The 26,318-nt window shown below is 64.6% G+C and carries 23 protein-coding genes, 1 tRNA gene and 1 riboswitch; of the genes, 18 read left to right on the top strand and 6 right to left on the bottom strand.

Going from position 1 to position 26,318, the window contains the following annotated elements; genetic code table 11:
* Positions 1-59: 59 nt before the first annotated feature.
* Together thiS and AC1DE1_RS12465 are read right to left on the bottom strand one after the other, a co-directional pair.
* The gene (thiS, locus tag AC1DE1_RS12470; RefSeq protein ID WP_121882580.1) at positions 60-260 is read right to left on the bottom strand and encodes a sulfur carrier protein ThiS; all 201 of its coding nucleotides are present in this window, start codon (positions 258-260) and stop codon (positions 60-62) included.
* A 90-nt stretch (positions 261-350) separates the two neighbouring features.
* On the bottom strand, positions 351-2,663 hold the full coding sequence (locus AC1DE1_RS12465; protein WP_477175009.1) for a DUF6600 domain-containing protein: 2,313 nt from the start codon (positions 2,661-2,663) through the stop codon (positions 351-353).
* Between the two features lie 309 nt (positions 2,664-2,972).
* On the opposite strand from AC1DE1_RS12465, the gene AC1DE1_RS12460 reads away from it, so the two are divergent.
* The 6 genes from AC1DE1_RS12460 to AC1DE1_RS12435 all read left to right on the top strand — a co-directional run bounded on the left by AC1DE1_RS12460 (position 2,973) and on the right by AC1DE1_RS12435 (position 7,356).
* Positions 2,973-3,046, top strand: a tRNA-Gly gene (locus tag AC1DE1_RS12460).
* An 88-nt stretch (positions 3,047-3,134) separates the two neighbouring features.
* A complete protein-coding gene (locus AC1DE1_RS12455; RefSeq protein ID WP_441604448.1) occupies positions 3,135-3,590 on the top strand; it encodes an ATP-dependent zinc protease family protein in 456 nt (151 codons plus the stop codon).
* Positions 3,587-4,504, top strand: a complete 918-nt coding sequence (gene rimK, locus AC1DE1_RS12450; protein WP_441604447.1) for a 30S ribosomal protein S6--L-glutamate ligase — start codon at positions 3,587-3,589, stop codon at positions 4,502-4,504. Before AC1DE1_RS12455 ends, rimK begins: the two co-directional genes overlap by 4 nt.
* A 117-nt stretch (positions 4,505-4,621) precedes the next feature.
* Positions 4,622-5,107: a hypothetical protein gene (locus tag AC1DE1_RS12445; RefSeq protein ID WP_441604446.1), complete on the top strand. Its 486-nt coding sequence runs from the start codon at positions 4,622-4,624 to the stop codon at positions 5,105-5,107.
* Between the two features lie 292 nt (positions 5,108-5,399).
* Positions 5,400-6,086, top strand: coding sequence for a response regulator transcription factor (locus AC1DE1_RS12440; protein ID WP_046972192.1), 687 nt, complete (start codon positions 5,400-5,402; stop codon positions 6,084-6,086).
* The gene (locus tag AC1DE1_RS12435) at positions 6,070-7,356 is read left to right on the top strand and encodes a sensor histidine kinase (RefSeq protein ID WP_046972193.1); all 1,287 of its coding nucleotides are present in this window, start codon (positions 6,070-6,072) and stop codon (positions 7,354-7,356) included. The genes AC1DE1_RS12440 and AC1DE1_RS12435 overlap by 17 nt, the downstream gene beginning before the upstream one ends.
* Before the next feature lie 270 nt (positions 7,357-7,626).
* Here the strand turns inward: AC1DE1_RS12435 and AC1DE1_RS12430 are convergent, their stop codons facing one another.
* The 3 genes from AC1DE1_RS12430 to metF all read right to left on the bottom strand — a co-directional run bounded on the left by AC1DE1_RS12430 (position 7,627) and on the right by metF (position 10,088).
* Complete coding sequence (locus AC1DE1_RS12430) at positions 7,627-8,544, bottom strand: branched-chain amino acid transaminase (protein ID WP_441604444.1); 918 nt, start codon at positions 8,542-8,544, stop codon at positions 7,627-7,629.
* 76 nt (positions 8,545-8,620) lie between these two features.
* Positions 8,621-9,232 carry a DUF4124 domain-containing protein gene (locus AC1DE1_RS12425; protein WP_477175008.1) on the bottom strand — a complete coding sequence of 204 codons (612 nt, stop codon included), beginning with the start codon at positions 9,230-9,232 and terminating at the stop codon, positions 8,621-8,623.
* 28 nt (positions 9,233-9,260) lie between these two features.
* Positions 9,261-10,088: a methylenetetrahydrofolate reductase [NAD(P)H] gene (gene metF / locus AC1DE1_RS12420; RefSeq protein WP_441604442.1), complete on the bottom strand. Its 828-nt coding sequence runs from the start codon at positions 10,086-10,088 to the stop codon at positions 9,261-9,263.
* A 217-nt stretch (positions 10,089-10,305) separates the two neighbouring features.
* Between metF and ccoN the strand changes: the two genes are divergently transcribed.
* Genes ccoN through AC1DE1_RS12370 form a run of 10 tightly spaced genes read left to right on the top strand, consistent with a single transcriptional unit; the run spans position 10,306 to position 19,110 of the window.
* Positions 10,306-11,751: a cytochrome-c oxidase, cbb3-type subunit I gene (gene ccoN, locus AC1DE1_RS12415; protein WP_441604441.1), complete on the top strand. Its 1,446-nt coding sequence runs from the start codon at positions 10,306-10,308 to the stop codon at positions 11,749-11,751.
* A gap of 10 nt (positions 11,752-11,761) precedes the next feature.
* A complete protein-coding gene (ccoO, locus tag AC1DE1_RS12410; protein ID WP_477175007.1) occupies positions 11,762-12,403 on the top strand; it encodes a cytochrome-c oxidase, cbb3-type subunit II in 642 nt (213 codons plus the stop codon).
* A 1-nt stretch (position 12,404) separates the two neighbouring features.
* A complete protein-coding gene (locus AC1DE1_RS12405) occupies positions 12,405-12,545 on the top strand; it encodes a cbb3-type cytochrome c oxidase subunit 3 (RefSeq protein WP_477179103.1) in 141 nt (46 codons plus the stop codon).
* Entirely contained in the window at positions 12,542-13,477 is a 936-nt protein-coding gene (gene ccoP, locus AC1DE1_RS12400; RefSeq protein ID WP_477175005.1) for a cytochrome-c oxidase, cbb3-type subunit III, read from the top strand. The genes AC1DE1_RS12405 and ccoP overlap by 4 nt, the downstream gene beginning before the upstream one ends.
* Positions 13,474-13,782 carry a hypothetical protein gene (locus tag AC1DE1_RS12395; protein ID WP_441604437.1) on the top strand — a complete coding sequence of 103 codons (309 nt, stop codon included), beginning with the start codon at positions 13,474-13,476 and terminating at the stop codon, positions 13,780-13,782. Before ccoP ends, AC1DE1_RS12395 begins: the two co-directional genes overlap by 4 nt.
* Positions 13,779-15,332 carry a 4Fe-4S dicluster domain-containing protein gene (locus tag AC1DE1_RS12390; RefSeq protein ID WP_477175004.1) on the top strand — a complete coding sequence of 518 codons (1,554 nt, stop codon included), beginning with the start codon at positions 13,779-13,781 and terminating at the stop codon, positions 15,330-15,332. Before AC1DE1_RS12395 ends, AC1DE1_RS12390 begins: the two co-directional genes overlap by 4 nt.
* A complete protein-coding gene (locus AC1DE1_RS12385; RefSeq protein WP_477175003.1) occupies positions 15,329-15,811 on the top strand; it encodes a hypothetical protein in 483 nt (160 codons plus the stop codon). The genes AC1DE1_RS12390 and AC1DE1_RS12385 overlap by 4 nt, the downstream gene beginning before the upstream one ends.
* A 2-nt stretch (positions 15,812-15,813) precedes the next feature.
* Positions 15,814-18,219 (top strand): heavy metal translocating P-type ATPase, encoded by a 2,406-nt coding sequence (locus tag AC1DE1_RS12380; protein WP_477175002.1) that lies wholly within the window; start codon positions 15,814-15,816, stop codon positions 18,217-18,219.
* On the top strand, positions 18,216-18,398 hold the full coding sequence (gene ccoS, locus AC1DE1_RS12375; RefSeq protein WP_477175001.1) for a cbb3-type cytochrome oxidase assembly protein CcoS: 183 nt from the start codon (positions 18,216-18,218) through the stop codon (positions 18,396-18,398). Before AC1DE1_RS12380 ends, ccoS begins: the two co-directional genes overlap by 4 nt.
* On the top strand, positions 18,388-19,110 hold the full coding sequence (locus tag AC1DE1_RS12370; protein WP_477175000.1) for a sulfite exporter TauE/SafE family protein: 723 nt from the start codon (positions 18,388-18,390) through the stop codon (positions 19,108-19,110). The genes ccoS and AC1DE1_RS12370 overlap by 11 nt, the downstream gene beginning before the upstream one ends.
* Positions 19,111-19,252: 142 nt before the next feature.
* Here AC1DE1_RS12370 and ahcY read toward each other — a convergent pair whose 3' ends face one another.
* Positions 19,253-20,686, bottom strand: coding sequence for an adenosylhomocysteinase (gene ahcY, locus AC1DE1_RS12365; protein WP_477174999.1), 1,434 nt, complete (start codon positions 20,684-20,686; stop codon positions 19,253-19,255).
* 40 nt (positions 20,687-20,726) lie between these two features.
* Positions 20,727-20,828: riboswitch (S-adenosyl-L-homocysteine riboswitch) on the bottom strand.
* A gap of 140 nt (positions 20,829-20,968) precedes the next feature.
* Between ahcY and AC1DE1_RS12360 the strand changes: the two genes are divergently transcribed.
* On the top strand, positions 20,969-23,464 hold the full coding sequence (locus AC1DE1_RS12360; protein WP_477174998.1) for a S9 family peptidase: 2,496 nt from the start codon (positions 20,969-20,971) through the stop codon (positions 23,462-23,464).
* Between the two features lie 137 nt (positions 23,465-23,601).
* Entirely contained in the window at positions 23,602-26,307 is a 2,706-nt protein-coding gene (gene ppc / locus AC1DE1_RS12355; RefSeq protein ID WP_477174997.1) for a phosphoenolpyruvate carboxylase, read from the top strand.
* Positions 26,308-26,318 lie beyond the last annotated feature (11 nt).

The following is a 26,318-nucleotide window of genomic DNA, read 5'->3' as shown; positions in this document are numbered from 1 at the left end:
GTGAGGTCTTCAGTCTGCGGCGACGACTGGGCGTCGCATGAACGCGCATGCCCGGGCGATCAACCGCCGCCGATGGCATGGACGATTTCCACGCGGTCGCCGTCGGCCAGGCTATGGCTGGCGTGCAGGCTGCGCGGGACGATCTCTTGGTTCACTTCCACGGCGACGCGGCGCTGGCCGTAGCCGGCGTCTTCAAGCAATTGGGCGACGGTGGTGGCGGGGGCGCAGTCGCGCGGACTGCCATTGAGCGTGATGTGCATCCGTCCATTGTAGCGGCTGCCGGCCCGAATGCCGCCCTGGCGTGAAGAGGCCCGGCGGTGCCGGGCCTCCAGAGGACATCAAAGGGCGTGTCAATTGCGCTGCTGGTCGTCCCGACGCGGAGCCGCCCGGTGCTCCTCATGGTTGGGCTGCGGCTGACGCTGCTCCGGCCGCGCCTGGGGTTGTTGCGGCTGAGGATTGCCGCGGGGCACCTCGTTGCGCTGCTGCATCTCCTGCCGCTGTTGCATTTGCTGGCGTTGCTGCGCGGCGTCACGCTGCTGCATCTGCTGTTGCATCGCCTGGCGCTGCTGGAATTCTTGCTGCTGCATCTGCTGGCGTTGCTGCATCAGGTCGCGTTGCGGCGACTGTTGCTGCATCTGCATTACCTGGCGCTGTTGGACGTCCTGCTGCTGGGTTTGCTGGCGCTGCTCCAATTGCTGCTGTTGCGCGGCCCGTCGCTGCTGCATCTGCTGTTGCTGTATGTCCTGGCGCTGCTGCGCGGTGTTGTCCTGGCGCGCCTGTTGCGGTTGAGCCGGTTCGATGCGCGGCGGCGTGGGCAGGCTGCCCGGGGGCACCTGCTGGCTGCGCATGCGATCGGATTCCGCGCTGGGAATGAAGCTCACGCCCGGACGCGGCTGGTTGTCTCCGCCGCGCTGGATCTGGGCCTGGCCGTTCGGTCGAACAAAACGCGAGGACGGCAGCTCGCCCGGACGCATGGCGCCCGGTTCGTTGTCGCCGCGGGGTTGCGGGCGCGCCATGGGCGCGGCCGGGTTGCCGCGCATCGACGGGTTGGGCTGGCCAGCGGCAACCTCTTGCGGGCGATTGGGCGCACCGGCGCGCATGGCCGGCCCCTGGCCATTGAGGAGTCGCACATTATCCCGCTCGGGAGTCATGCGCGGATTGCCGGCGACGTTGGCCGGGCGACCGCCAAAATTCGCGGCCGGCGGGGTACGAGCCACCACTTCGCGCTGGAATCCGCCAGCCGGCAGGGGGCGTCCGTTGTTGGCGCGCGGCGGCGCAAAGCTGCTGCGTACAGGCGCGATCCCGGCGACGCCGCGCGGGGCGACCTGGGCATCGGCGAACCGCCGCGGATCCATACCCGCCATATGCTGCCGCGCATTGCGCGCCGCCACGAAATCCTGGCCCGACATGGCGCGGAACGCATGCGGCACGTCGCGGTTGATGTAGCGCTCGTTGGGCGCCGCGCGTCCGTCGCGGTAGTAGTTGTAGCGCTCGTTGATGTGGTTGATCACCAGGTTGCGGTTGTTGCGCACATAGATATTGGTGACATTGACGTTGGTGTAGTAGCCACGGCTGGCGCGATACCACGGGTTGTAGACCTCGCCCGGCCCGAGCGGGAACCAGCCCACCGGGCCGCCCACGCCGATGGATACGCCGCCACCGACAAAGGCCACCAGCGCCGGCGCGTAGACCGGGCGCACACCCACCGGCCCCGGCACCCAGCCCCAGCGGTTGTGCACATGGGCCCAGCGGCCATAGTGATAGGGCGCGAAACCCCAGGGCGCGGCATCCACCCAGGTCCAGCCCCACGGGCCGACGTACGACCAGTGGCCATCGCTGTAAGGCGACCAATCGGCGCCCACGCTTGCGGGATACCAGACCTGGCCGTAATCGGGATCGCTCTGCCAGTTGCCGTATTGGTTGAGATCCTGCGCGCCCACGATGTCCGGCGACACATTGGGGTCGGCGGGCATGGAGGCATACTGCTGGTTGCGGCTGTCCACCCAGTTGTCGAACTCGTCGCCGCCCTGGATGTCGTTGATGGTCACCACGCTCAGCGAGGAATCGACAAACTCGTACGAGCGGCCCGCGGCCACCATGCGCTGCGCGCCGCCCTCGCCATAGACCGTGGCGTGCCCGGCGAAGTCGGTGACGCGGGTGGACTTGCCATCCTCGCTGATATCGATGCGATAGCTGCCCGGTTGATCGATCACCAGGGCCACGGTGGGCGTATCGATTTCGTAGCTCTGGCCATCGTCGAGCCCCTGCACCGTCACGTTAGCCGTGCCCTGGGTCAGTTCGACCTGGGTCAGCTGGTCGTTGAGGGTGAGGAAGCCGAAGTTGGAGTCGTCCGCGATACGCAGGACGCCGCTGTCCAGCTGCAACTCGGCGCGCCCGCCGTCGCCGGTGGAAAGGCGGTCGCCGGTGGTCAGCGGGCGGTTGAGGCTGGCATCGCCCCAATCCTTTTCGCCAGCGGGGAGCAGACCCACGTCGCCGGTGCGATAGGACAGGCGTGCCACGCGCGAAGGCGGATCGCCGGCGCCATTGTCATCGGGTGGCGCCTGCGTCTGCGCCTGGCTAAGCCCGCTGGCGCAGATCAACAGGGCCGCTGCCATCCATCGCCAGCTTTGCGGCGATGTCAGGAAAGCAGAAAGCACACGCATCGGGTTCTCCGGAGCTGGACGCGATGGTTATCGCGGAATGGTTTCGTCGCCCGCAAGAACGCATGGGGGATTGCCGGCGCCGACGGCTGCATTATGCGGATGAGCGATCCATCCCTAGCAAGGACTGGCAAGGCCGCGTCAAAAAGTGGTTCAGCCGGCCGCCATGTCCGGTTCACGCCGGGTTGGGATAGCCAAATCCAGGCATACCGGGAAAACTGCGCCGTAAACCCGCGGCCATTGATGCGCAGTCCTCATCCGGGGGCGGCGGTTCCCAAGCCCCGCGGAGGCGGGTTACCATCGTCGAACGATGCGGGTGTAGCTCAATGGTAGAGCTGTAGCTTCCCAAGCTACTGACGAGGGTTCGATTCCCTTCACCCGCTCCATAGTTGGTCTCGACCCCGTTGCTCTCGACTCCATTGCTCTGGACCCCACCGAGCTCCCTACACGTAACCCTTGCGGCGTGCGCTGATCATGGCGGATGTGACTACCCTCGGCTGGCGGGAGCGCTTGGCATTGCCGATGCTCGGCATTCCTCTGCTCAAGGCCAAACTTGATACCGGCGCGCGCAGCAGTTCGTTGCACGTGGACTCGCTGGAAAGCTTTGTGCGCGCCGGCGATACGTGGCTGCGTTTCTCCGTCACCGTGGGTGGACGCCATCGTGTTGCCGTGACCTGCGAAACCCTCGCGCTGGACCGGCGTGCCGTCACCGATACGGGTGGCCGGCGCACGCTGCGCTGGTTTATCCGCACCGACGTGGTGGTGGGCGGTGAGCGCTTTGCCGTCGACATCAATCTGACCGACAGGCGCCATATGCTGTTTCCCATGCTGCTCGGCCGTAGCGCCTTGCACGGGCGATTTGCGGTGGATCCTGCGCTTTCCTACACACAGCCTCGACCGATCCGGGCGGGCACGACGGGTGTTTCATGAAAATTGCCATACTTTCGCGCAACACTCGTCTGTACTCGACGCAGCGCCTGGTCGATGTCGCGCGCGAGCGGGGACACGTCGTGCGCGTGCTCGATCCGCTGCGCTGCTACGTGCGCATCGCGCCGGGCAATATGTCCATCCGCTACAAGGGCAAGGCGATCAAGGGCATTGACGCAGTCATCCCGCGCATCGGCGTCACCAGCACGTTCTATGGCACTGCCGTGCTGCGCCAGCTGGAAATGATGGGTGTGTACACGCCCAATACCTCCGACTCGGTCTTGAGCGCACGCGACAAGCTGCGCTCGCTGCAGATCCTGGCGGCCAAGGGCCTGGACATGCCGGCCACGGTGTTCGGCGACAACCCCGACGACACCGCCGACGTGCTGGCCATGCTGGGCGAGCCGCCGCACGTGATCAAGCTCAATGAAGGCAGCCAGGGCACCGGCGTGGTGCTGGCCGAAAAGCGCAGTGCATCGCAGAGCGTCATCGAAGCCTTCCGCGGCCTCTACGCCAACTTCCTCGTGCAGGAGTTCATCGCCGAGGCCAAGGGTACCGACTTGCGCTGCTTCGTGGTGGGCAAGAAGGTGGTCGCGGCCATGCAGCGGGAGGCCAGCCCGGGCGAATTCCGCGCCAATATCCATCGCGGGGCCACCGCCAAGGCCGCCACGCTGAGCGCCGAGGAGCGCCGGATTGCCGTTCGTGCCGCCGCGGCCCTGGGCCTGGGCGTGGCCGGCGTGGACATGCTGCGCTCCAAACGCGGCCCCTTGATCCTGGAAGTGAACGCCTCGCCTGGCCTGGAGGGCATCGAGGCCGCCACCGGCGTGAATGTGGCGGGCGCGATCATCCAGCTCCTGGAAAACGAGTCGGGCGCCGTTGCGGCCCCCATCAAACGGCGCTCGCAACGGGCCGGCTGAGTTCATTTGTGCAGGACTACCACTTTTGGCCTTTGACCCCACGCCGAAAGCCGGCCTAGCATGGGAGTTCCTGCAGGGCGCGTCCCGAGGGGGGATGCCGCAGGGTGGAGGAAATCAATGAAGCGGAAGTACTGGCTGCCGGTCACGGCGGCGATGATGCTCGTGTTGCAGGTGGCGACGGTTCAAGCAAAGGAAACCAAGCCTGACGTCAAGGCCACTACCAAGGACGAATTCGCTGCGGTAGCCGACCATGTTCGTCAGCAGATGGCTCCCGGCGGTCGGTTCGATTCCGTGAAGGCAGGCGACCAGGCGACGGTTGATCGCGACCTCAGCAGCATGGAATCGCTGTACGACAAGTTCGGCACGGTCGACGCCATGGATCAGTCGGCCAAGGTCGATCTGTACAACAAGCAGTCGGAAGTGAACGCGATCCTGACCCGCAACGACGGCAATCGCGAAGTGTGCGAGCAGGTCAAGCCGATGGGCTCGAACATTCCCAAGACGGTGTGCAAGACCCAGCGTCAGATCAACGAAGAGAATGATCAGTCGCAGCGCATGAAGCAGGACATGATGAAGGTCCAGAATCCGCGGGGCGGCAATTAAGCCCATTAACGGCGTTGTGAGTAGCGGTTAACCGCCGTGTAACTGCACGACACCTATAAAGTCCCCACTGCAATTTGTTGGCACTTCCGTAAGGGCTGGTGACAGCAGATTTCGGTATCGGGGCAGTAGCTTGAGCCCAGGCGAGCGACCACGAGTCGAGCGGCCTGGGCTTTTTTCTTGCCCGATGCCCGGCCTCGTTCAGCTTTCTTCCCCGCGAGGCCCCTTTCCCCACCACAAGCTTGTTAAGCTTGTTGCCTCGGCCGGCCTCATGCCGGCTGCGTATGGAGGACGCATGCGCGTACTGGTGATCGAAGACAACAGCGATATCGCCACCAACATCGGCGATTATCTGGAAGACCGCGGCCATGTGGTCGATTTCGCCGGCGATGGCGTCACGGGGCTGCATCTGGCCGTCGTGCACGACTTTGACGTGATCGTGCTCGACCTGACCCTGCCGGGCATGGACGGCCTGGACGTGGCCCGCAAGCTGCGCCACGAGGCCCACAAGCAAACGCCGATCCTCATGCTGACCGCGCGTGATGCGCTGGAGCAGAAGCTCACCGGCTTTGAGTCTGGCGCCGACGACTACATGACCAAGCCGTTCGCCCTGCAGGAACTGGCAGCGCGCCTGGAAGTGCTGGCCCGTCGCGGCAAGGGTCCGCAGAGCCGCGTCCTCAAGGTGGGTGATCTCACCTACAACCTCGACACGCTCACGGTCACCCGTGAAGGCAAGTCGATCCAGCTCAACCCGATCGGGCTGAAGCTGCTGCAGGCCCTGATGGAAGCGAGCCCCTCGGTGGTGACCCGCCAGGACCTGGAACAGCGCGTGTGGGGCGAAGAACTGCCCGACAGCGATTCGTTGCGCGTGCACATCCATGGTCTGCGTGCAGCCATCGACAAGCCGTTCGACAAGCCGCTGATCCACACGCGTCACGGTATCGGTTATCGAATGGTCGAACCGGATGCAGTCCAGGCGTAAGCTCAGGTTTCGCCTGGTCGTCTCCTTCGCGCTGTTCGGTTTCGGCCTCAGCGCGTTGTTTGCGTTTGCGGCGTTGAATATTCGCAGCAGGGTGGAGGACCAGTTGGTCAACTCCAGCCTGATTGACGATGCGAAATACGCCAACCAGTTTGCCCAGGCGCACCCCGATGCGCCCGGGCCCGGGTCGCGCCTGATCACCGGCATGACCAAGAGCGAGCGCACCCTCTACAAGGCGCCGTTGACGTGGCAGAACCTGGACACGGGTGTGCACGACATCAACGAAGTAGCGGATGACGGCACGCAACACCACTACAAGCTGGCCGTGTATCGCGAGAACGGCATCATCAGCTTTGTCCGCTACGACGTATCGCGTGAAGAGCTGGGCAAGCGCCAGCTGGTCATCAGCGTGATCGCCGCAGTGTTCCTGTTTGGTCTGTTGTCCTTGGTGCTTGGTTTTTGGCTGTCGCGCAAGGTACTCAAGCCGGTCAGCGAACTGGCGCGTCGTTTGCGCGACTTCCGTAAGAACGGTAAAGCCGAACCGTTGGCGCCGCATTTTGCCGATGACGAAGTGGGCGAGCTCGCGTTCGCACTCGACGAATACTCGCAACGACTCACCGCGATGGTGGAGCGCGACCGCGAATTCAACTCCGACGTGAGCCACGAGCTGCGCACGCCGCTGGCGGTCATTTCCAGCACCACCGAACTGCTGCAGGGCTCGCCTGATCTCACCGACAAGTTGCGCGAGCGCCTCAAGCGCATCGAGCGCTCGTCGCGTCAGGCGACCGAACTGATCGAGGCCTTGCTGCTGCTGTCGCGCGCGGAACGTCGCGGCCCCACGCGTGGCGAAACCACCGACGTGTGCAAGGTGGCCTCGGACGTGATCGAAAGCCAGCGTCCGCAAATGCGCGACAAGCCGCTGGAAGTGGAACTGCGAGTCAAGCATTCGGCAAGCATCAATGCGCCGGCATCGGTGCTCGCCGTGGCGCTCACCAACCTGATCGGCAACGCCATCAAGTACACGCTCGAAGGGCGTGTCACGGTGGAGGTGAGCGCCGATCGCATCGAAGTGATCGACACCGGCCCGGGCATCAAGCCTGAAGATGCCGAGCGTCTTTTCCAGCGTGGCGTGCGCGGCGAAGGTGCCGGTGGCAGCGGCGCGGGGCTGGGCCTGGCGATCGTGCGCCGCTTGTGTGATCTCTACGGTTGGGATGTGTCGATGCGTCCGCGTACCGATACCAATGGGGCCGTCGCGAGCATCGTGTTCGGTTGATCACATTGCGCGAGGTGCGCCTCGTTGTTTGCTCGTCATTCCGGCGCAGGCCGGAATCCAGTGGCGATCCAGCTAAGTTTTCGCAAGAGCCTTCACAGCAGGGTGTCATGACGCGACAGCCGGGCACAGACGCTACTGGATTCCGGCCTGCGCCGGAATGACGAGTAGGAAGGCAGCCTGCACCTGAGAGCGCCGCGATTTAGAGCCCATCAAAACAAAAGCGGCGCCATCACGGCGCCGCCTTCATGACCGCCGCTTTCCTTCAAAAACTCAAAGCGGCTCCAGCCAACCCCACTGGTCGTTGGTCTTGCCATTGAACAGGCCAAAGAACAGCTCCTGCAGGCGACGCGTCACGCGGCCGGCCTTGCCGCTGCCGATCTGCTTGCCGTCCACCGCGCGGATCGGCGTGATCTCCGCGGCCGTGCCGCACATCAGCAGTTCGTCGCACAAATAGAGGTATTCACGCGGGATATCGCGCTCGACCACTTCGATGCCGTCCTCGCGGGCCAGCGTCTTGATCGAGTCGCGCGTGATGCCGGCAAGGATGGATGCGCTGGCCGGAGTGGTGTGCAGCACGCCGTCGAACACCAGGAAAAGGTTCTCGCCCGCGCCTTCGCTGAGCAGGCCGGTGGAGGCCATGGCGATGCCTTCGCCGAAGCCCAGGCGGCGCGCTTCACGCGCGATCAGCTGGCCGGAAAGGTAATTGCCGCCGGCCTTGGCGCCGGCCGGAATGGTATTGGGCGCAAAGCGCTGCCAGCTCGACACGCAGGCATCGATGCCGCTTTCCAACGCCTCCGGACCGAGATACGGGCCCATCGGCCAGGCGGCGACGGCCACATCGATGGGCGTTTCCGCCGACAGGCCGAAACCACCCAGGCCGCGGTAAGCCACCGGGCGCAGGTAGGCGGCCGAGAGGCCGTTCTTGCGCACCACGTCGCGGCAGGCTGCAGCGAGCTCGTCCTGCGAGTAGGGCACGACCATGTCGTAGATCTTGGCCGACTGGTAGAGGCGCTTGAGGTGGTCGGTCAGGCGAAAAATCGCCGCGCCGTCCGGCGTGGCATAACTGCGGATGCCTTCGAACACCGACGAGCCGTAGTGCAGCGCATGCGCCATCACGTGCGTGGTGGCGTCCTGCCAGGGCTTGATGGCACCGTTCTGCCAGATCCAATCGGGGTACTGCTGCGCCATGGGGGATCTCCGGGGAAAAATCGCGCCATGATACCGCGGCGGCGGCATGGGCGATTTTGCGCAGCACCAATGCGGGTCAGCCCGAAGCGCGCAACCACAGGCAGCCGGAGCGCTTGACCACCGTGAAGCGGGTCTCGCGTGCCACGCCGCTGGCGTCCCCCGATGCCGTGCGTACGACCAGTTGCTGGTCGCCGCTCGATGAGGAAGGGGGCCGCGTCGCCTCGGCGGCGGGCGAGCTCAACAGTGGATCGTCGCTGGGGGGCGGCGGTGAGTCGTCGATTTCCGACGCCGTGCCGATATCGAGCAAGGGACGCTGCATCAGCGAACCGAGCGAGCGGATGTCTGCAACCACGGCATCACGGCCGTAGCCGTTCCAGATCATCAGCCCGGCCAGTCGATTGGGATCGCGCGCAGCGAACGCGTCGATCATGCCCTGGCGCAGCGCGCCTACCGACGTGGCGCAGCTCACCGGCGGCGGCGTGCTGGCGCCGAGGGTCGAGACGTCCTGCGTCACCGGTGCTTTCGTGGCCGCAGGTGGCGTATTCACCGGCGTCGCCTGCAGGGCGGCACACGGCTGATCGGTGAACAGGGGATTGCCGTCCGCGCCGATGCAGCGATGAATGCCGTCCTGCGCCATCGCGCAGAGCGGCAACAGGAACAGCAGTAGCGCGCAGCCGATTCGCTTCATCCATCGAGCTTACGCCCGATGTCGTTGCCTATCCGTGCAGCCGGTCGAGGATCGCAAGCGTGGGACGTGCGCGGTTCAAGGTATAGAAATGCAACGACGGCGCGCCGCCTTCCAGCAACCGGCGACACATTTGCGCCACCACGTCGGCGCCCAGCTCGCGGATCGAAGCGGCATCGTCACCGTGGGCCAGCATGCGCTTGGCGATCCAGCGCGGGATCTCGGCACCGCAGCCATCGGAGAAACGCTTGAGCTGCGAATAATTGGAGATGGGCATGATGCCGGGCACGATCGGCACCTTCACGCCAAGACGCCGCACGTCGTCGACGAAGCGGAAATAGGCATCGGCGTTGAAGAAGTACTGCGTGATCGCGCCATCGGCGCCGGCGTCCACCTTGGCCTTGAAATGGCGAAGGTCCGCCAGTGCATCGTCGGCCTGCGGATGCATTTCCGGGTACGCGGCCACTTCGATATGAAAGTGATCGCCCGAATGCTCGCGGATGAAACGCACCAGTTCGGATGCGTAACGGAAGTCGCCGGGCGTGGCCATGCCCGAGGGCAGGTCGCCGCGCAGTGCGACGATGCGTCGATAACCGGCCGCGCGATAGTCGTCGAGCAGGGCGCCCAGCTCCGCGCGCGTGCCGCCCACGCAGGAAAGGTGCGGCGCCACGCTAAGCCCGTGGGTCGTGTGCAGCCGGTGCACGGTTTCACCGGTGTAGCTCAGCGTTGACCCGCCTGCACCAAACGTCACCGAGACGTACTCGGGCGCACGGGACTTCAGCAGCGCCGCGGACTGGTCGAGCTGCGTGCGCTGTTCGTCGGTCTTGGGCGGGAAGAACTCAAAGCTGATGCTCGACATCGGGATGGTCCCTGCGGTGGCGTTGGGCGAGAGTATATATCTCTTTCTCGCGATATAGAGATGTCTAGACCAGGGTGGGCGTTCAGCCTCGCTGCCGCGCCCGCCTGCGACAAACCGCGGCAGGCGATGACGGCGTCGCCATTGATCCAGATCAATTGGCCACTTCCGCCCGGCCCCCAGACTCCCTTCCGTTCAGTTATGCCTAGGAGTGGGCTTCATGGTGGGCGTCGAGGGGAGTTACAACGACAAGGTCATACGGCAGTTTTCCGTGATGACCGTGGTCTGGGGCGTGGTCGGCATGCTGGTGGGCGTCTTCATCGCTGCCCAGCTGTATTGGCCCGCCCTCAATTTCGATATCCCGTGGCTCAGCTACGGCCGACTGCGCCCACTGCATACCAATGCGGTGATTTTTGCGTTCGGCGGTTGCGCGCTGTTCGCCACGAGCCTGTACACCGTGCAGCGCACCTGCCATGTGCGCCTGATCTCCGACAAGCTCGCCGCCTTCGTGTTCTGGGGCTGGCAACTGGTGATCGTGGCCGCCGCCATTTCGTTGCCACTGGGCTATACCCAGGGCAAGGAGTACGCCGAACTCGAGTGGCCGATCGCCATCCTGATCACCATCGTGTGGGTGGCGTATGCGGTGTTGTTCTTCGGCACCATCGTCAAGCGCAAGGTGAAGCACATCTACGTCGCCAACTGGTTCTACGGCGCGTACATCATCACCATTGCGTTGTTGCATGTGGTCAACCATCTGGCCATTCCGGCCGGCCCGATGAAGTCGTACTCGGTGTATTCGGGTGCGGTGGATGCGATGGTGCAGTGGTGGTACGGCCATAACGCGGTGGGTTTCTTCCTGACCACCGCCTTCCTCGGCATGATGTATTACTTCGTGCCCAAGCAGGCCGATCGCCCGATCTATTCGTATCGACTGTCGATCGTGCACTTCTGGGCGCTGATCGCCATCTACATGTGGGCCGGTCCGCATCACCTGCAGTACACCGCATTGCCCGACTGGGCGCAGAACCTGGGCATGGTGTTTTCGCTGGTGCTGCTGGCGCCCTCGTGGGGCGGTGCGATCAACGGCATCCTCACGCTGTCGGGCGTCTGGTACAAGCTGCGCACCGATCCGATCCTGAAGTTCCTCGTCGTCTCGCTCTCGTTCTACATGATGAGCACGTTCGAGGGACCGATGATGTCGATCAAGACGGTCAACTCGCTCAGCCACTACACCGACTGGACCATCGGCCACGTGCATTCGGGTGCGCTGGGCTGGGTCGCGATGATTTCCATCGGCTCCATCTACGCGATGCTGCCGCGCCTGCTGCGCCTGCCCAGGATGTATTCGACCAGGCTGATCGATCTGCATTTCTGGCTGCATACCGTCGGCGTGGTGGTCTACATCACCGCGATGTGGATTGCCGGCGTGACGCAGGGCCTGATGTGGCGCGCCACCGATCCTGACACCGGCACGCTCACCTATGCCTTTGTCGAAGCGCTCAACGCCACCAAGCCGTATTACCTCGTGCGCATCGGCGGCGGCTTGATCGTGCTGTCCGGCATGCTGGTGATGGGCTGGAACGTGTTCAAGACGTTCCGCCTGGCCGCCGCGAGCACCGAGCCGCAACCGCTGCTGGCGCCCGATGCCGCCGACGCCCGTGCCTGAAGGAACAGACATGAGCCAGACACACGCAAAACTCGAAAAGAACATCGGCCTCATGGCCATCCTGGTGGCAGTTGCCGTTTCCTTTGGCGGTCTCGCCGAAATCGTGCCGCTGATGTTCCAGGCCGAAACGATCAAGCCGTTGCCGGGCGTCAAGCCGTATCCCGCGCTGCAGCTGGCGGGCTTCGACGTCTACGTCCGCGAAGGCTGCTACAACTGCCATTCGCAGATGGTGCGCACGCTGCGTTTTGAAACCGAGCGTTACGGCCATTACTCGCTGGCGGGCGAATCGGTCTACGACCATCCGTTCCAATGGGGCAGCAAGCGCACCGGTCCGGATCTCGCCCGCGTGGGATTGCGCGGCTATTCCGACGACTGGCATCGCGCGCATCTGCACAACCCGCGCGACGTCGTGCCCGAGTCCAACATGCCCGGTTATCCGTGGCTGGCGGACAACAAGCTCGACGGCGAGGAAGTGGCCACGCACATGCGTGCGCTAAAACGCATCGGCGATCCGTATAGCGAAGAAGACATCGCAGGCGCGGCCAAGGCCGTCGAAGGCAAGACCGAGCTCGATGCGGTGATCGCCTATCTGCAGGCGCTGGGCACGCATGTGTCGCAGGCCGACATGCAGGCTGCCGAAGGAGCGGAGTGACATGGTTCCTGGACTGATCACCGCATTCCTGCTGGTGCTTTTTGTCGGCGCCTGCATCTGGATCTGGCGTCCGGCCACGAAGCCGGCGATGGACGCCGCCGCGAAAATGCCGCTGGAAGATGACAAGGAGGAAATCGCATGACTTCCGGATGGACCTGGTACGTCATCGCCATCGTGGTAGCCAACCTGGTCGGCTGCGTGTGGCTGTTGCGCGCCAATACGCGCCGTAGCCCCACCGATCCCAAGCCTGATGAAACCGGCCATGTGTGGGACGGCAATATCACCGAGTACAACAAGCCGCTGCCGCGTTGGTGGATCAATCTGTTCTACATCACCATCGTGTTCGCCGTGGGCTACCTGATCTGGTTCGGCGTCGGCACGTTGCAGGGCCTGGGACATTGGAGCTCGCACAAGGAATGGGCGTTGGAGTCGGCGGCCGAAGACGCACGCCTGGACGACGCCCTGAAGCTCTATGCCGGCCAGTCCATCGACGTGCTGGCGAAGAACCCGCAGGCGGTCGCGATGGGGCGCACGATCTTCATCAATCGCTGTGCGGCCTGCCATGGTTCGACCGGCCACGGCGCCACCGGCTTTCCCGATCTGACCGATGACATCTGGCATTGGGGCGGCACACCGCATCGCATCCTGGAGACGATCCAGGAGGGCAGGCAGGCGGTCATGCCCGCCTGGGCGACCACGCTTACCGCGCAAGGCGGCCCGACGGCCGTCGACGACACCATTGCCTATGTGTTGTCCTTGTCCAAGCCGACGCAAGCCAGGGACGAGGCAAGCGAGCGCGGCGAGAAGCTGTTCCAGACGATCTGCGTGGCCTGCCATGGTCCCCAGGGCAAGGGCAACCAAATCGTGGGCGCCCCCGACCTGAGCGACAGCTATTGGCTCTACGGCAGCAGCAAGGCCTCGTTGCACAAAACGCTGAACGAAGGCCGGCAGGGCGTCATGCCTGCGTGGAAGCCCGTGCTTGGCGATACGCGCACGCGATTGGTCGGTGCTTATGTATGGACGTTGTCGCCCCACAAGGATGCGCCACCCGCGGGTGCGGTGGTCGCCGAATGATCGACAGGAATACCACCGTCACCCACGGACACCAGCCCGCGCCGGTCGCGCAGAGTCTGGGTGCCTTGCTCTGGCCAAGCTTCTTCGTGGCTGGTGTGGTGACGGTGGTGTTCTTTGCCTTCATCGATCCGATCGCCCTGCGCGACATCACCTTTCCCGCGTTGAAGATCGGACGTGAACTCGGCTACACGCTGGGTTTCTTCCTGATCTGGCTGGCGACGGCCTCGTCCAGCCTGTTCACCTGGATCCTGCTGCGCCCGAGTCGTGCGGTGCGATCACTTCCACGTTCGGGTAAGACACCATGAGTCGCCGCATTCCGCTCCAGGTCATCGATGACGGGAGCGATTCGTACTACGTCAGCGAACGCAAGGTCTATCCGCGCGATGTCTCGGGCCGTTTCAACCGTCTGCGGGTGGCAGCGGTTATCTGGCTGCTGGGCATGTACTACAGCTTTCCCTGGCTGACCTGGCAGGGGCGGCAGGCCGTCCTGCTGGACCTGCCTGCCCGAAAATTCCATGTGTTTGGATGGCTATTCCTGCCCCAGGATTTCCTGTTTCTTTCGGTGTTGTTGATCATCGCGGCGCTGGCGCTGTTCTTCTTCACCGCCTTGGCAGGTCGCTTGTTCTGCGGCTACGCCTGCCCGCAGACGGTATGGACCGAAGTGTCGCTGTGGATCGAACGCTGGTGCGAAGGCGATCGCAACAAGCGCATGAAGCTCGATGCGTCGCCATGGACGCGCGAAAAAATCCTGCGCAAGAGCGCGCGCCACGCGCTATGGGCAGTGTTCTCGCTGTGGACCGGTTTCACCTTCGTGGGTTACTTCAGTCCGATCGGCGAGCTGGCGCGGCGCACGCCTTTGGGATGGGGCGGGTGGGAAGCGTTCTGGATCCTGTTCTATGCATTCGCCACCTGGGGCAATGCCGGCTTCCTCCGGCAGCAGGTCTGCAAGTACATGTGCCCCTACGCGCGCTTCCAGAGTGCGATGTTCGACCGCAACACCTTGCTCATCGCCTATGACCCGATGCGCGGCGAGCCACGCGGTCCGCGCAAGCGTGGTCTTGCCAGTGTGCTGAGCCGGGCGCGCGGGCTGCTCGACACCGTCACGGCCTACGACTATGTGTTCCGCGCCAGTCAGCATCCTTCCGCCGCGGATCATCGCGCGCAGGCCTGTGGCACGATTACGCTCGCGGCGCTGGGCGAACAGGCTGCGCCGTTGCCCAAGTTTTCTTTGGAAGAGCTGGGCGACTGCGTCGATTGCACGATCTGCGTGCAGGTGTGTCCGGTCGGCATCGATATCCGCAACGGTCTGCAATACGAATGCATTGCCTGTGGCGCGTGTATTGATGCCTGCGACGAGGTGATGGGCAAGGTCGGCTATCCGCAGGGCCTGATTCGCTATACCACCCAGAACCAGATCGATGGCAAGCCGGCCAGACTCGTACGCACACGTGTGCTGGCCTATGGCGCATTGCTGCTGGCTCTGATGAGCGGCTGGTTTTATGGCGTCACCCATCGCAGTCCTGTGATGGCTGAAGTGCTGCGCGATCGCAATGCGATGTACAGCGAGGATGCCGACGGCGACATCCAGAATGCTTACACGCTGAAGCTGGTCAACAAGGCGCAAACGCCACACCACTTCGCGATCGACGTGAGTTCGGCTGATCTGCCCGACCTGCGACTGGGCGGTGGCGTGCAAGCCGTGCGTGCCGAGAGCGGCGAGGTGCTTTCGGTGCCGCTGACCGTCACGACGGCGGCGGACATCACCGGCCGCCATGAGGTGACCTTCCACGTGCGCGACCTCGACGCGAACGTCGGTGTCGACGTCAAAAGCAGCTTCTTTGGACCTTTGCCATGAACCAGACACGCAGTACCTGGCGCGAACCGATGGTGTGGATGCTGGTGGGTCTGCCGCTGGCTTCCGTGGCGATCGGCTTCGCCTTGTTGTTTGCGGCCGTGCGTCCCGGTCGCGAAGACATGGACACCATCACGCAGGCCACGCGAGTCGGCAAGCTGCTGGTATCGGCGCACGATGAGCCCTCCACGGAAGTCGCCACCAAGGGTCTGGTGCTTCGCTTGAAGGGCGACATGATCGAAGCCGTGCCCATGGACGGCGACTTCCCGCGTGGCGGCAAGCTGCGACTGACGCTGCGGGCTGGCGACTCGCACGCTGCGGAACGCATGATTGAACTATCGCCCAGCGAACTGGGCTGGCGCGGCGTCGGTTCGCTGGACGGCGGGCAAGCCTGGGCGGTGGAATTGAGCCCGGACAATGAGGCCTGGTCGCTGCACGGACATTGGACGGCGCAGGCGCGAGCGATACGCCTGACGCCCTGATCGTGGACCGCGACGTCGACGCCGACCCGTCCGGTCGGGCACTCCTCTGCTACCACTGCGGCGAAACGCTGCCGCTCGCTCCTGTGCAACAGGAGGTCGACGGCGAGCTGCGCGGCTTCTGTTGCCACGGCTGTGGTGCGGCGGCGGAGTGGATTGGCCAATCCGAGCTCGGCGACTACTACCGTCTGCGCAGCGCGGCAGCAACGCGCGTCGAAGAGATGGCCGATCTGGCCAGCTGGGACCGCGACGACCTGCTCGGCGAACACGCGGTGCCCGTGGCCGGCGGGCTTGAAATCACCCTGTTGACCGATGGCATGCGTTGCGCCGCATGCGCGTGGTTGATCGATCAGGCGCTGCGGCGTGAGCCGGGCGTATTCGACTCGAGTGCGAACGCAGTGACCGGGCGCATCCGCATCGGCTGGCATCCAGCGCGGGTTCGACTGTCGCACTTGCTCGGACGTCTGGCGATGCTCGGCTATCGCCCGTATCTGGCCACCGGCGCTGCGCGCGAACGCGAGCGCGTGGCCGAACAGCGCCGATGGCTGATGCGCCTGGGCATCGCCGGTCTTGGCGCGATGCAGACCATGATGTTTTCCGAGGCGCTGTATCTGGATTTCGGCCATCACATGGCCGGTCCGACACGCGACTTCTTCCGCTGGGTCGCCTTGCTGGTCGCCACGCCCGTGGTGTTTTTCTCCGGTTGGCCATTTCTGCAGGGCTGCTGGCGCGAGCTGCGGCAGCGCCATCCGGGCATGGACACCTTGATCGCCAGCTCGACGCTGTTGGCTTACTTCGCCAGCATGGTGGAAACCGCCCGTGGCGGCGCGCAGATCTGGTACGACGCCGCCACGATGTTCGTGTTTCTGTTGCTCACGGCGCGCCTGCTGGAGCAGCGCGCGCGCCGCGTCGCCAGTGCGCAGGTGGATGCGCTTGCGCGAGCACGTCCCACCTTGGCGGTGCGCGAGCGCGCTGACGGCAGCAGGGAGTCCGTGCCCGTGGCGTCACTGCAGGTGGGCGATATCGTCTGCGTAGCCGTGGGCGAAGTGGTGCCTGCCGATGGGTGCCTGCTCGGTGCGGAAGCCTCGTTCGAGGAGGCGCTGCTTACCGGTGAGTCGCGGCCGATGACTCGCGCGCCGGGAGCGACGATTTATGCAGGCACCGTATGTCGCGAGATTCCCGCGCGTATCGAAGTGACCCGGATCGGTGCTGCCACGCGATTGTCGCAGCTGGCCCGATTGGTCGAGCAGGCGCAATCGCAACGACCGCGCCTGGCGCGCGTCGCCGATCGCATCGGCAGCGTGTTCGTATCGGTGTTGATCGTGTTGGCGGTGATTGTCTACAGCGTTTGGCGCATCCACGAGCCGGCGCGAGCGTTCGAAGTCACGCTGTCGCTGCTGGTGGTCAGTTGCCCATGTGCGCTGTCACTGGCAGTGCCGACCGCGCTGGCGGCAAGCCACGGCGCCTTGGCGCGACTAGGCGTGCTCTCCATCCGCGAGGGAGGCCTGGAGCATCTCGCGCGTGTCAGCGACATGGTGTTCGACAAGACGGGCACGCTGACCAGCGTGCAGCTCGCCGTGGGCGACGTGCAGACCTTTGGGGATATCTCGTCCGCTGTTGCTCTGCAGATGGCGGCCGCACTGGAGCGAGATAGTGGCCATCCCATTGCCCAGGCCTTTGCCGGCATCACCACATCGCTGCAAGCCCAGGACGTGCGCACAATCACGGGACTCGGCGTCCAGGGCCATATCGAAGGAACGTGGTGGCGACTCGGCCGAGCCTCGTTTGCAGCCTCTCGTGACGACGACGGCCAGCTCTGGCTGGGTGACGGCAAGCGAGCGGTCGCCAGGTTCTGTCTTCAAGAGAGCGTGCGCGCTGGTGCAGCGGAGACCATCGCGGCGCTGCGCATCTTGGGCGTCGAGATCCATCTTGCCAGCGGCGATGCCGCCACAGCGGTGCAGCGCTTGATGCGCGAATTGCGGATCGGCCAGGCGCATTCGCGCCAGTCGTCGGAAGACAAGCTGGCACTGGTGCGTGCGCTGCAGGCGAAAGGACGCATCGTGGCGATGGTGGGAGACGGCCTGAACGATGCGCCGGTGCTCGCCGGCGCCGATGTGTCGATTGCCATGGGCGAGGGTGCCTCGCTGGCGCAGCGCGCGGCCGACATGGTGTTGACCTCGCCATCGTTGCTGCGCATTCCCGCTGCCATCGTGCTGGCGCGGCGGACACAGCGCATCATCCGCCAGAACTTCGCCTGGGCCGTGGGTTACAACTTGCTCGCGCTGCCTCTGGCGATCACTGGGCATGTGACGCCTGCCTTGGCCGCACTCGGCATGGCCACATCCTCCTTGGCCGTGACGTTCAATGCGTTGCGTTTGGTGCGGCCAGCGAAGGCGGGTGTGACGCCGTGATCATCCTGCTCATGCTGGTGCCACTGAGTTTGATGCTGCTTGCGTTTGCGATTGGCGCCTTCGTGTGGGCCGTCCGCAAAGGGCAATTCGACGATATAGATACGCCTGCGCTGGATATCCTGCGCGACGATGCGCGCCCTGATGCGCCGCACGCCTCCAGGGACGCCGATGTCGATTGACGTGCTCGCCGTTTCGGCGGCGTTATTGACCGGCTTGGTGGGCGGTATGCACTGCGCGGCCATGTGCGGCGGCATCGCAACCGGGTTTTCCGTGTGGTCGCCGCGTCATGGACTGCTCGCGTCGCTGCAGTTGAATGCTGGCCGCGTGCTGGGCTATGTGCTGGCGGGCGCGCTGGTCGGCGGGATCGGCGATGGCGTGTTGCGATTGTTCGAGTGGCATGCGCTGGTGATCGCTACGCGCGTGATGATGGGCGTGGTGCTGGTACTGGCGGCGTTGCGTCTGCTGGACCAGCGAGGGCGCTTGCGGTTGCTGGGACGCCCGGGAGTGCAGCTGTGGCGATGGCTGCAGCCTTTGCAGCGGTGCCTGCTTCCCGCGAACACGGCGCAGCGTCGCATCGTTGCGGGCATGTTGTGGGGATGGATGCCGTGTGGCCTCAGCGCGACGATGCTGGCGGGAGCATGGCTGCAGGCGAATGCGTTGAATGGCGGCGTCACCATGGCTGCCTTCGGCCTGGGTACCTGGTTGGTGATGGTGCCGCTCACGTGGTCCGGTGCGCGTGTGGGTCGGTGGACGCAGCATGCGGGTGCGCGACGAGGTGTGGCAACGTTCGTGCTGCTGGCTGGCGTGATCACGATGGCGGGGCCGTGGTTGGTGCAGGTGCCGTCGCTGCATGGGCTGATGGGGTGGTTGGGGTGTGGGTCGCTTCGTTGAGTCGCGCACAGGGTGCGCTCCCACAGGTTTGTCGCACGCCCAACTGTGGGAGCGCACCCTGTGCGCGACGCCGTTCGCCTCACCGCCCAAAAAAAGGGGCCGCCTTGCGGCGGCCCCTTTTCGATCTACCCGAAGGCAACGATCAATAACGGTAATGATCCGGCTTGTACGGACCATCCACCGGCACGCCGATGTACGCAGCCTGGTCCGGGGTCAGCTTGGTGAGCTTCACGCCGATCTGCTCCAGGTGCAGGCGAGCCACTTCTTCGTCCAGCTTCTTGGGCAGGCGGTAGACCGTCTTGTCGTAGAAGTCCTTGTTCGCCCACAGGTCGAGCTGGGCTAGCGTCTGGTTGGAGAAGCTGTTGGACATCACGAAGCTCGGGTGGCCATGGGCGCAGCCCAGGTTCACTAGGCGGCCTTCGGCCAGCATGTAGATGCTGCGGCCGGTCTGCTCGAACGTGTAGCGATCCACCTGCGGCTTGATGGTTTCGCGCGACACGCCCTTGGCGGTGTTCAGGCGATCCATCTGGATCTCGTTGTCGAAGTGGCCGATGTTGCACACCAGCGCGTTGTTCTTCATCGCCGCCATGTGCTCCAGCGTGATGATGTCCTTGTTGCCGGTGGTGGTGACGTAGATGTCGCCCAGGCCCAGGGTGTCTTCAATGGTGGTGACCTGGAAGCCTTCCATCGCGGCCTGCAGGGCGTTGATCGGGTCGATCTCGGTCACGATCACGCGAGCGCCGAAGCCCTTGAGCGAATGCGCGCAACCCTTGCCCACGTCGCCATAGCCGCACACCACGGCCACCTTGCCGGCGACCATCAGGTCGGTCGCGCGCTTGATGCCGTCGGCCAGCGATTCGCGGCAGCCGTACAGGTTGTCGAACTTGCTCTTGGTCACCGAGTCGTTGACGTTGATCGCCGGCACCAGCAGCTTGCCGGCTTCGGCGAGCTGATAGAGGCGATGCACGCCGGTGGTGGTCTCTTCGGAGACGCCCTTCCATTCGGCGGCGATCTTCTTGAACCAGCCCGGACGCGCGGCGGCGGTGCGCTTGACCAGGTCCTTGATGACCTGCTCTTCGTGGTTGCCGCTGGGCGTGTTGACCCAGTCGCTGCCGTCTTCCAGTTCCACACCCTTGTGGATGAACAAGGTGGCGTCGCCACCGTCGTCCACGATCAGCTGCGGGCCAAGCTCACCCGGGTGGGTCAGCATGTCGAGCGTGCACTCCCAGTACTCTTCCAGCGTCTCGCCCTTCCAGGCGAACACCGGCAGGCCGCCGGCGGCGAGGGCGGCAGCCACGTCGTCCTGGGTCGAAAAGATGTTGCACGAGGCCCAGCGCACCGAGGCACCCAGCTCACGCAGGGTTTCGGCGAGCACGGCGGTTTCCTTCGTGCAGTGCAGGGAGCCGGACAGGCGCACGCCCTTGAGCGGCTTTTCCTTGGCGTAGCGGGCGCGGATCTGCATCAGGCCCGGCATTTCTTCTTCGGCCATGCGGATGCGGCGGCGGCCGAGATCGGCGAGCGACATATCGCGGACCTTGAAGTCCTGCGAGGCGGAATCCTTGGTAACTGCGTTCATTTGGCTTAGCTCCGGGTGTTGCGACTGAACAAGTCGCATCGTTAACCGGGCGCCGTTACAGGAAAAATCCGTCGAGCCTGGCCGGGTTCGTGGAACACGCTTGGGTGTGCACGGAGCCGCGGTCGCAGCGCCCCTCGACGGGACGCATGAGTATAGCGTCCCTCGATGATGGTTTCGTGGCCGGCGCCCCTCCGGTTCAGCCGAACCATGACTGATGGCCTGGTTCCGCTGGCCGCCCAAGGGTTAATGTCGCAGGAGTCATGACACAGGGGACTGCCTCGTATGGATAGGTCGCTGCGCCGTTTCATTCTCGCCGGCTTGCTGCTGGCCGCCTCACCGCTCGTGCTCGCCGATTCGAAGGCCCCAGCGCCCGTCACGGCGCCGGCTTCGGGCTATCTCGCACCGCCCGCACCCTTGCAGGCCCTGGTGGATGCACCGCGCCCGCCACAGCTGTCGATCAGCCCGCATCGCGATCTGCTGGCGCTCACCCAGACGCCGCCACTGCCAGGCATCGACGTAGTGGCGCAGCCGGAACTGAAACTGGCCGGCCTGCGCATCAACCCCCGCACTTATGCGCAGAGCCGCTTCGTATTCGGCAGCGACCTGTGGCTGATGGACGTGGCCACCGGCAAGGAAATCCGCCCGCAGGGTCTGCCCAAACCGCTCTCCATCGCGACGTCCGCGTGGTCGCCGGACCAGCGCTATCTGGCCTTCAACCAGGTCAATGCGCGCGAAGGCACCAATGAATTGTGGTTGGTCGATATCGGCGCGCGCTCGGCACGTCGCCTGATCTCGCTGCCGTTGAACACCGTGGCCGGCCGCGGCTATCGCTGGATGCCGGACAGCTCGCAGCTGCTGGTGCAGTTGCAGCCAGAGGGGCAGGGCGCAGCACCGGTCGGCAACAGCATACCGACTGGTCCCGATACGCAGCAGACGCAGGCAGGCAGTGGCGTGAAGGCCATCCGCACCTACGAGGACATGCTGCGCAACGAAGACGATGCGAAGCTGTTCGAGTACTACCTGCGCTCGCAGTCCGCGCTGGTGTCGCTGGACGGCAAGGTCACCAAGCTCGGCGAGCCTGCCCTGACGCTTGGACTCGCACCGTCGCCTGATGGGCACTATTTGCTGCGCGAACGCGTGGAGCGTCCGTTCTCCTACCTCGTTCCCGTAGATAGCTTCCCGCGTCGCATCGAAGTGCTCGATCGCGATGGCAAGCTGGTGAAGGAGATCGCCCATCTGCCGCTGGTGGAAGGCCTGCCCACCGGCAACGACGCCGTGCCCACCGGCGTGCGCGAGATCACCTGGCGTGCCGATGCACCGGCCACGCTGGTGTGGGCCGAAGCGCAGGACGGCGGCGATCCGGCACGCAAGTCTGATATCCGCGACATCGTACAGATGCAGTCGGCGCCGTTCGAACAGGCGCCAGTGACGCTGGCCAAGCTTGGCAGTCGCTACGCGGGTGCGTACTGGGCCAACGGCGATCTGGCGCTGATCGACGAGTTCTGGTGGAAAACGCGCCGCGTGAAGCAATGGCGAGTATCGCCCGATCACCCGGCGCAAGCGCCGGCCCTCGTACGCGAGGGCTCGTCGGAAGATCGTTATCGCGATCCCGGCACGCCCGCGACCATGCTCGACGAGCACGGTCAATCGCGCCTTATCGTCACCGCCGACGGACAAAACATCTACCGCCTCGGCGAAGGCGCCTCGCCCGAAGGCGATCGTCCCTTCATCGACCGCGTGAACCTGCAGTCGGGCAGCAGCACGCGGCTGTTCCAGTCGCAGGCGCCTTACTACGAGGACCCGCAGGTCTTGCTCGATGCGCAGGGCACGCGTGCGCTGATCTCGCGCGAGTCGCCCACTGAGCCGACCAACTACTACGTGCGTGATCTGGCCGCGAACGGCAAGTTGCACGAGCTCACCCATTTTCCCAATCCGCTGCCGCAGTTGAAGGGCGTGAAGAAGGAGCAGATCCGTTACAAGCGCAAGGATGGCGTGGAACTCACGGCCACGCTGTATCTGCCGCCCAACTACGATCCGAAGAAGGATGGCCCGCGCCCGATGCTGATGTGGGCTTATCCGGCCGAGTTCAAATCGGCGGATGCGGCCGGGCAGGTCACCGACTCGCCATACAGGTTCAACCGCATCAGCTACTGGGGCCCGCAGGCTTTCCTCACCATGGGCTATACGGTGCTGGACAACTTCTCCGTGCCTATCGTGGGCGAGGGCAGCAAAGAGCCCAACGACACCTACATCCCGCAGCTGGTCGCCAGCGCCGAAGCCGCTGTTGACGAAGTGGTGCGCCGTGGCGTGGCCGATCGCAATCGCATCGCGGTGGGCGGCCATTCGTACGGCGCGTTCATGACCGCCAACCTGCTCGCGCATACGCGCCTGTTCAAGGCAGGCATCGCGCGCAGCGGCGCGTACAACCGCACGTTGACGCCGTTCGGCTTCCAGTCGGAAGAACGCAACTACTGGCAGGCGACGGACGTCTACAACACGATGTCGCCATTCAACTATGCGGAGAACATCAAGGACGCGCTGTTGATGATCCACGGCGAACAGGACAACAACTCCGGCACCTTCCCGATCCAGAGCGAGCGCATGTATGCCGCCATCAAGGGATTGGGCGGCACCTCGCGCCTGGTCCTGCTGCCGAACGAGGCGCATGCCTATCGTGCGCGCGAATCGATCATGCAGATGCTGGCGGAGATGAACAGCTGGCTGGACCTGTACGTGAAGCAGGCCAAGCCCGCGGGCAAGGCGATGGCTGCGCCCTGAGTCGTAACGTTTGAACAGGGAGCGGGACGTTGCATTCGTCCCGCTTTCTTGATGTCGCTGAACGATTTTGTGGCAATGCACAAAAGTCCTCCGCTTGGGGTAGTCTTGGACGTCCAGACATCCGCAACGTGGCATCGATGAACCAGCACCGCAGTCCTGAGTTCGCCCCGCACGACGCGCCTCTGCGCGAAGACGTCCGCCGCCTCGGCACCCTGGTCGGCAATATGCTGGCCGAGCAGATCTCGCCGGACTTCCTCGAGGAGGTCGAGCGCATCCGTACCGCGGCCATCGAGCGCCGCGTGGAAGAAGCACCGCTGGATGTGCTGGGCAGCCTGCTTACCGGGCTGGATACCGACAAGGCCGAGTCGCTGGCGCGTGCCTTTGCCACCTATTTCCAGGCGGTGAATATCGCCGAACGCATCCATCGCATCCGCCGTCGTCGCGACTATCAGCGTGAAGGCGGAGCACCTCAGCCCGAGTCGCTGCTCGACGTACTGATGCGGCTGAAGGCGCAAGGCGTGGAAGCAGGCGAGCTGATCGAATGGCTGGAACGGTTACAGGTGGAACCAGTTTTCACCGCGCACCCGACTGAAGCCGTGCGTCGCTCTCTGCTGGAAAAAGAGCAGTCCATCGTGCGCGCCCTGGTCGACAATTTCGATCCCACGCGCACGCCGCAGGAACGCAAGGAAGACGACGACCGCATCTTCATGGCCTTGAGCGCCGGGTGGCAGACTGCCGAAGCCTCGTCGGTGAGCCCCACCGTGCAGGACGAGCATCACCACGTCGGCTTCTATCTCGCCAATCCCATCTATCGCATCGTGCCGGCCCTTTACGAATCGTTGGCCGATGCGTTGCAAACCGTCTACGGCGTGGCCGTGCCGATCCCGCGCCTGCTGAGCTTTGCCACCTGGGTGGGCGGCGACATGGACGGCAATCCGAATGTCGGCGCCGCCACCATTGCCAACAGTCTTTCCACCCAGCGCGCGCATGTGCTGGAGCATTACATCGAAGATATCGCCGGCCTCGCGCGCCTGCTGAGCCAGACGGAAGATCGCGTGCATGTGGGCAGCGATCTGGCCAACCGCCTGCTCGACTATCGCACGCGTTTTCCGGAAGCCGCGGCCATGGTGCGGCCGCGCCATGCCGACATGCCGTACCGCAGCCTGCTTACCATCATCGGTGCGCGTCTGCAGGCCACGCTCGAGGACGATCATCCCGAGGGTTACACCTGCGCCGACGAACTGCTGGACGACCTGCGCCTGATCGCGGTGAGCCTGATCGACCACCATGGCCTGCACGCGGGCGCTTATGCGGTGCGTCGACTGATCTGGCGCGTGCGCACGTTCGGCTTTCACCTCGCGCGTCTGGATGTGCGCCAGGATTCGCGCGTGCACGACGATGCGCTGGGGCAACTGTTGAAGGACGAGGACTGGTCCTCGCGTGATGCGCATGAGCGCGCCGAGCGCCTGCGCCCGTATGCAGGTGGCCAGGATTCGCTACCCAAGAGTGACGACGCCACTGTCACTGCGCTGCACGATGTGTTCGCCACATTGCGCGAGGCGCGCGGTCGCTACGGTGCGGATTCGCTGGGCTTGTACATCATCAGCATGGCGCGTTCTGCAGCGGACGTGCTGGCGGTGCTGGCACTGGCGCGCTACGGCGGTCTCAGCAAGGAGGGACGCGTACCGCTGGACGTGGCGCCGCTGTTCGAAACAGTGGACGACCTGACCAATGCGCCGGCGACCTTGCGCGCACTGCTGGACGATCCCGTCTATCGCGATCATCTCGCTTCGCGTGGCAATCGCCAGTGGGTGATGCTCGGCTATTCCGACAGCGGCAAGGATGGCGGCACGCTAGCTTCTCGCTGGGGTTTGCAGCGCGCTCAGGTGGAGTTGCTGGACGTGGCGGCTGATGCCGATATTCGCCTGTCGTTCTTCCACGGTCGTGGCGGCTCGGCGAGTCGCGGTGGCTCGCGCATCACCCCCGCCTTGATGTCATCACCGCGCGGTTCGGTGGCCGGCGTGTTGCGCGTGACCGAGCAGGGCGAAGTGATCCACCGCAAATATGGAATACGCGCACTGGCCCTGCGCAATCTCGAGCAGACCGTGGGTGCCGTATTGCGTGCATCGCTGCGCCCGCGCACGCACGAGGCGCGCGAAGACACCTGGCGCGATCGCATGAGCCTGTTGGCAGCGCGTAGCCGCGAGCATTACCGGGCGTTCGTTGATCGCGAGGGCTTCGTCGACTACTTCCGCTCGGCCACGCCGATCGATGTGATCGAGCGCATGACGCTGGGCTCGCGCCCCGCCCGTCGCCGCAGCATGCGCGGCGTGCAGGATCTTCGGGCGATCCCGTGGGTGTTCGCGTGGACGCAGTGCCGCTCGATTCTGCCGGGCTGGTACGGGCTGGGCACCGCACTGGAGTTTGGCGCCGCGCAGTACGGCGAACATGCGATGTCCGAAATGGCGCACGACTGGCCGTTCTTCGCCAATATGTTGGACGACGTGTCGATGGTGCTGGCCAAGAGCGACCTTGGCATCGCCGAGGCGTTCTCCAAACTCGCCGGCTCGCTGCACGAACCGTTCTTCGGCCTGATTCGCGAGGAATTCGAGCGCACCCGCCACTGGCTGATGCAGCTCAAGCGCAACGACAGCCTGCTGCAGAATGCGCCACGCCTGGCGACTTCGATTGATCTACGCAATCCCTACGTCGATCCGATGAGCCTGCTTCAGGTCGACCTGCTCAAGCGCTGGCGCGAAGGTGGGGAAAGCGACGAAGCGTTGCTTGCTGCGCTGGTGGCCTGCGTGAATGGTGTGTCGCAGGGGTTGCAGAATACGGGTTGAGACTGAGGCAG

The organism is Dyella sp. 05T440 (assembly GCF_056395965.1).
Note: the sequence above shows the minus strand (reverse complement) of the source record. Positions and strands in the feature narration are given on the sequence as shown.

Bases quoted from the DNA above. Each gene is read 5' to 3' on its own strand.
- thiS (WP_121882580.1), bottom strand. From the start codon at position 260: ATGCACATCACGCTCAATGGCAGTCCGCGCGACTGCGCCCCCGCCACC.
- AC1DE1_RS12465 (WP_477175009.1), bottom strand. From the start codon at position 2,663: ATGCGTGTGCTTTCTGCTTTCCTGACATCGCCGCAAAGCTGGCGATGG.
- AC1DE1_RS12455 (WP_441604448.1), top strand. From the start codon at position 3,135: ATGGCGGATGTGACTACCCTCGGCTGGCGGGAGCGCTTGGCATTGCCG.
- rimK (WP_441604447.1), top strand. From the start codon at position 3,587: ATGAAAATTGCCATACTTTCGCGCAACACTCGTCTGTACTCGACGCAG.
- AC1DE1_RS12445 (WP_441604446.1), top strand. From the start codon at position 4,622: ATGAAGCGGAAGTACTGGCTGCCGGTCACGGCGGCGATGATGCTCGTG.
- AC1DE1_RS12440 (WP_046972192.1), top strand. From the start codon at position 5,400: ATGCGCGTACTGGTGATCGAAGACAACAGCGATATCGCCACCAACATC.
- AC1DE1_RS12435 (WP_046972193.1), top strand. From the start codon at position 6,070: ATGCAGTCCAGGCGTAAGCTCAGGTTTCGCCTGGTCGTCTCCTTCGCG.
- AC1DE1_RS12430 (WP_441604444.1), bottom strand. From the start codon at position 8,544: ATGGCGCAGCAGTACCCCGATTGGATCTGGCAGAACGGTGCCATCAAG.
- AC1DE1_RS12425 (WP_477175008.1), bottom strand. From the start codon at position 9,232: ATGAAGCGAATCGGCTGCGCGCTACTGCTGTTCCTGTTGCCGCTCTGC.
- metF (WP_441604442.1), bottom strand. From the start codon at position 10,088: ATGTCGAGCATCAGCTTTGAGTTCTTCCCGCCCAAGACCGACGAACAG.
- ccoN (WP_441604441.1), top strand. From the start codon at position 10,306: ATGGTGGGCGTCGAGGGGAGTTACAACGACAAGGTCATACGGCAGTTT.
- ccoO (WP_477175007.1), top strand. From the start codon at position 11,762: ATGAGCCAGACACACGCAAAACTCGAAAAGAACATCGGCCTCATGGCC.
- AC1DE1_RS12405 (WP_477179103.1), top strand. From the start codon at position 12,405: ATGGTTCCTGGACTGATCACCGCATTCCTGCTGGTGCTTTTTGTCGGC.
- ccoP (WP_477175005.1), top strand. From the start codon at position 12,542: ATGACTTCCGGATGGACCTGGTACGTCATCGCCATCGTGGTAGCCAAC.
- AC1DE1_RS12395 (WP_441604437.1), top strand. From the start codon at position 13,474: ATGATCGACAGGAATACCACCGTCACCCACGGACACCAGCCCGCGCCG.
- AC1DE1_RS12390 (WP_477175004.1), top strand. From the start codon at position 13,779: ATGAGTCGCCGCATTCCGCTCCAGGTCATCGATGACGGGAGCGATTCG.
- AC1DE1_RS12385 (WP_477175003.1), top strand. From the start codon at position 15,329: ATGAACCAGACACGCAGTACCTGGCGCGAACCGATGGTGTGGATGCTG.
- AC1DE1_RS12370 (WP_477175000.1), top strand. From the start codon at position 18,388: ATGTCGATTGACGTGCTCGCCGTTTCGGCGGCGTTATTGACCGGCTTG.
- ahcY (WP_477174999.1), bottom strand. From the start codon at position 20,686: ATGAACGCAGTTACCAAGGATTCCGCCTCGCAGGACTTCAAGGTCCGC.
- AC1DE1_RS12360 (WP_477174998.1), top strand. From the start codon at position 20,969: ATGGATAGGTCGCTGCGCCGTTTCATTCTCGCCGGCTTGCTGCTGGCC.
- ppc (WP_477174997.1), top strand. From the start codon at position 23,602: ATGAACCAGCACCGCAGTCCTGAGTTCGCCCCGCACGACGCGCCTCTG.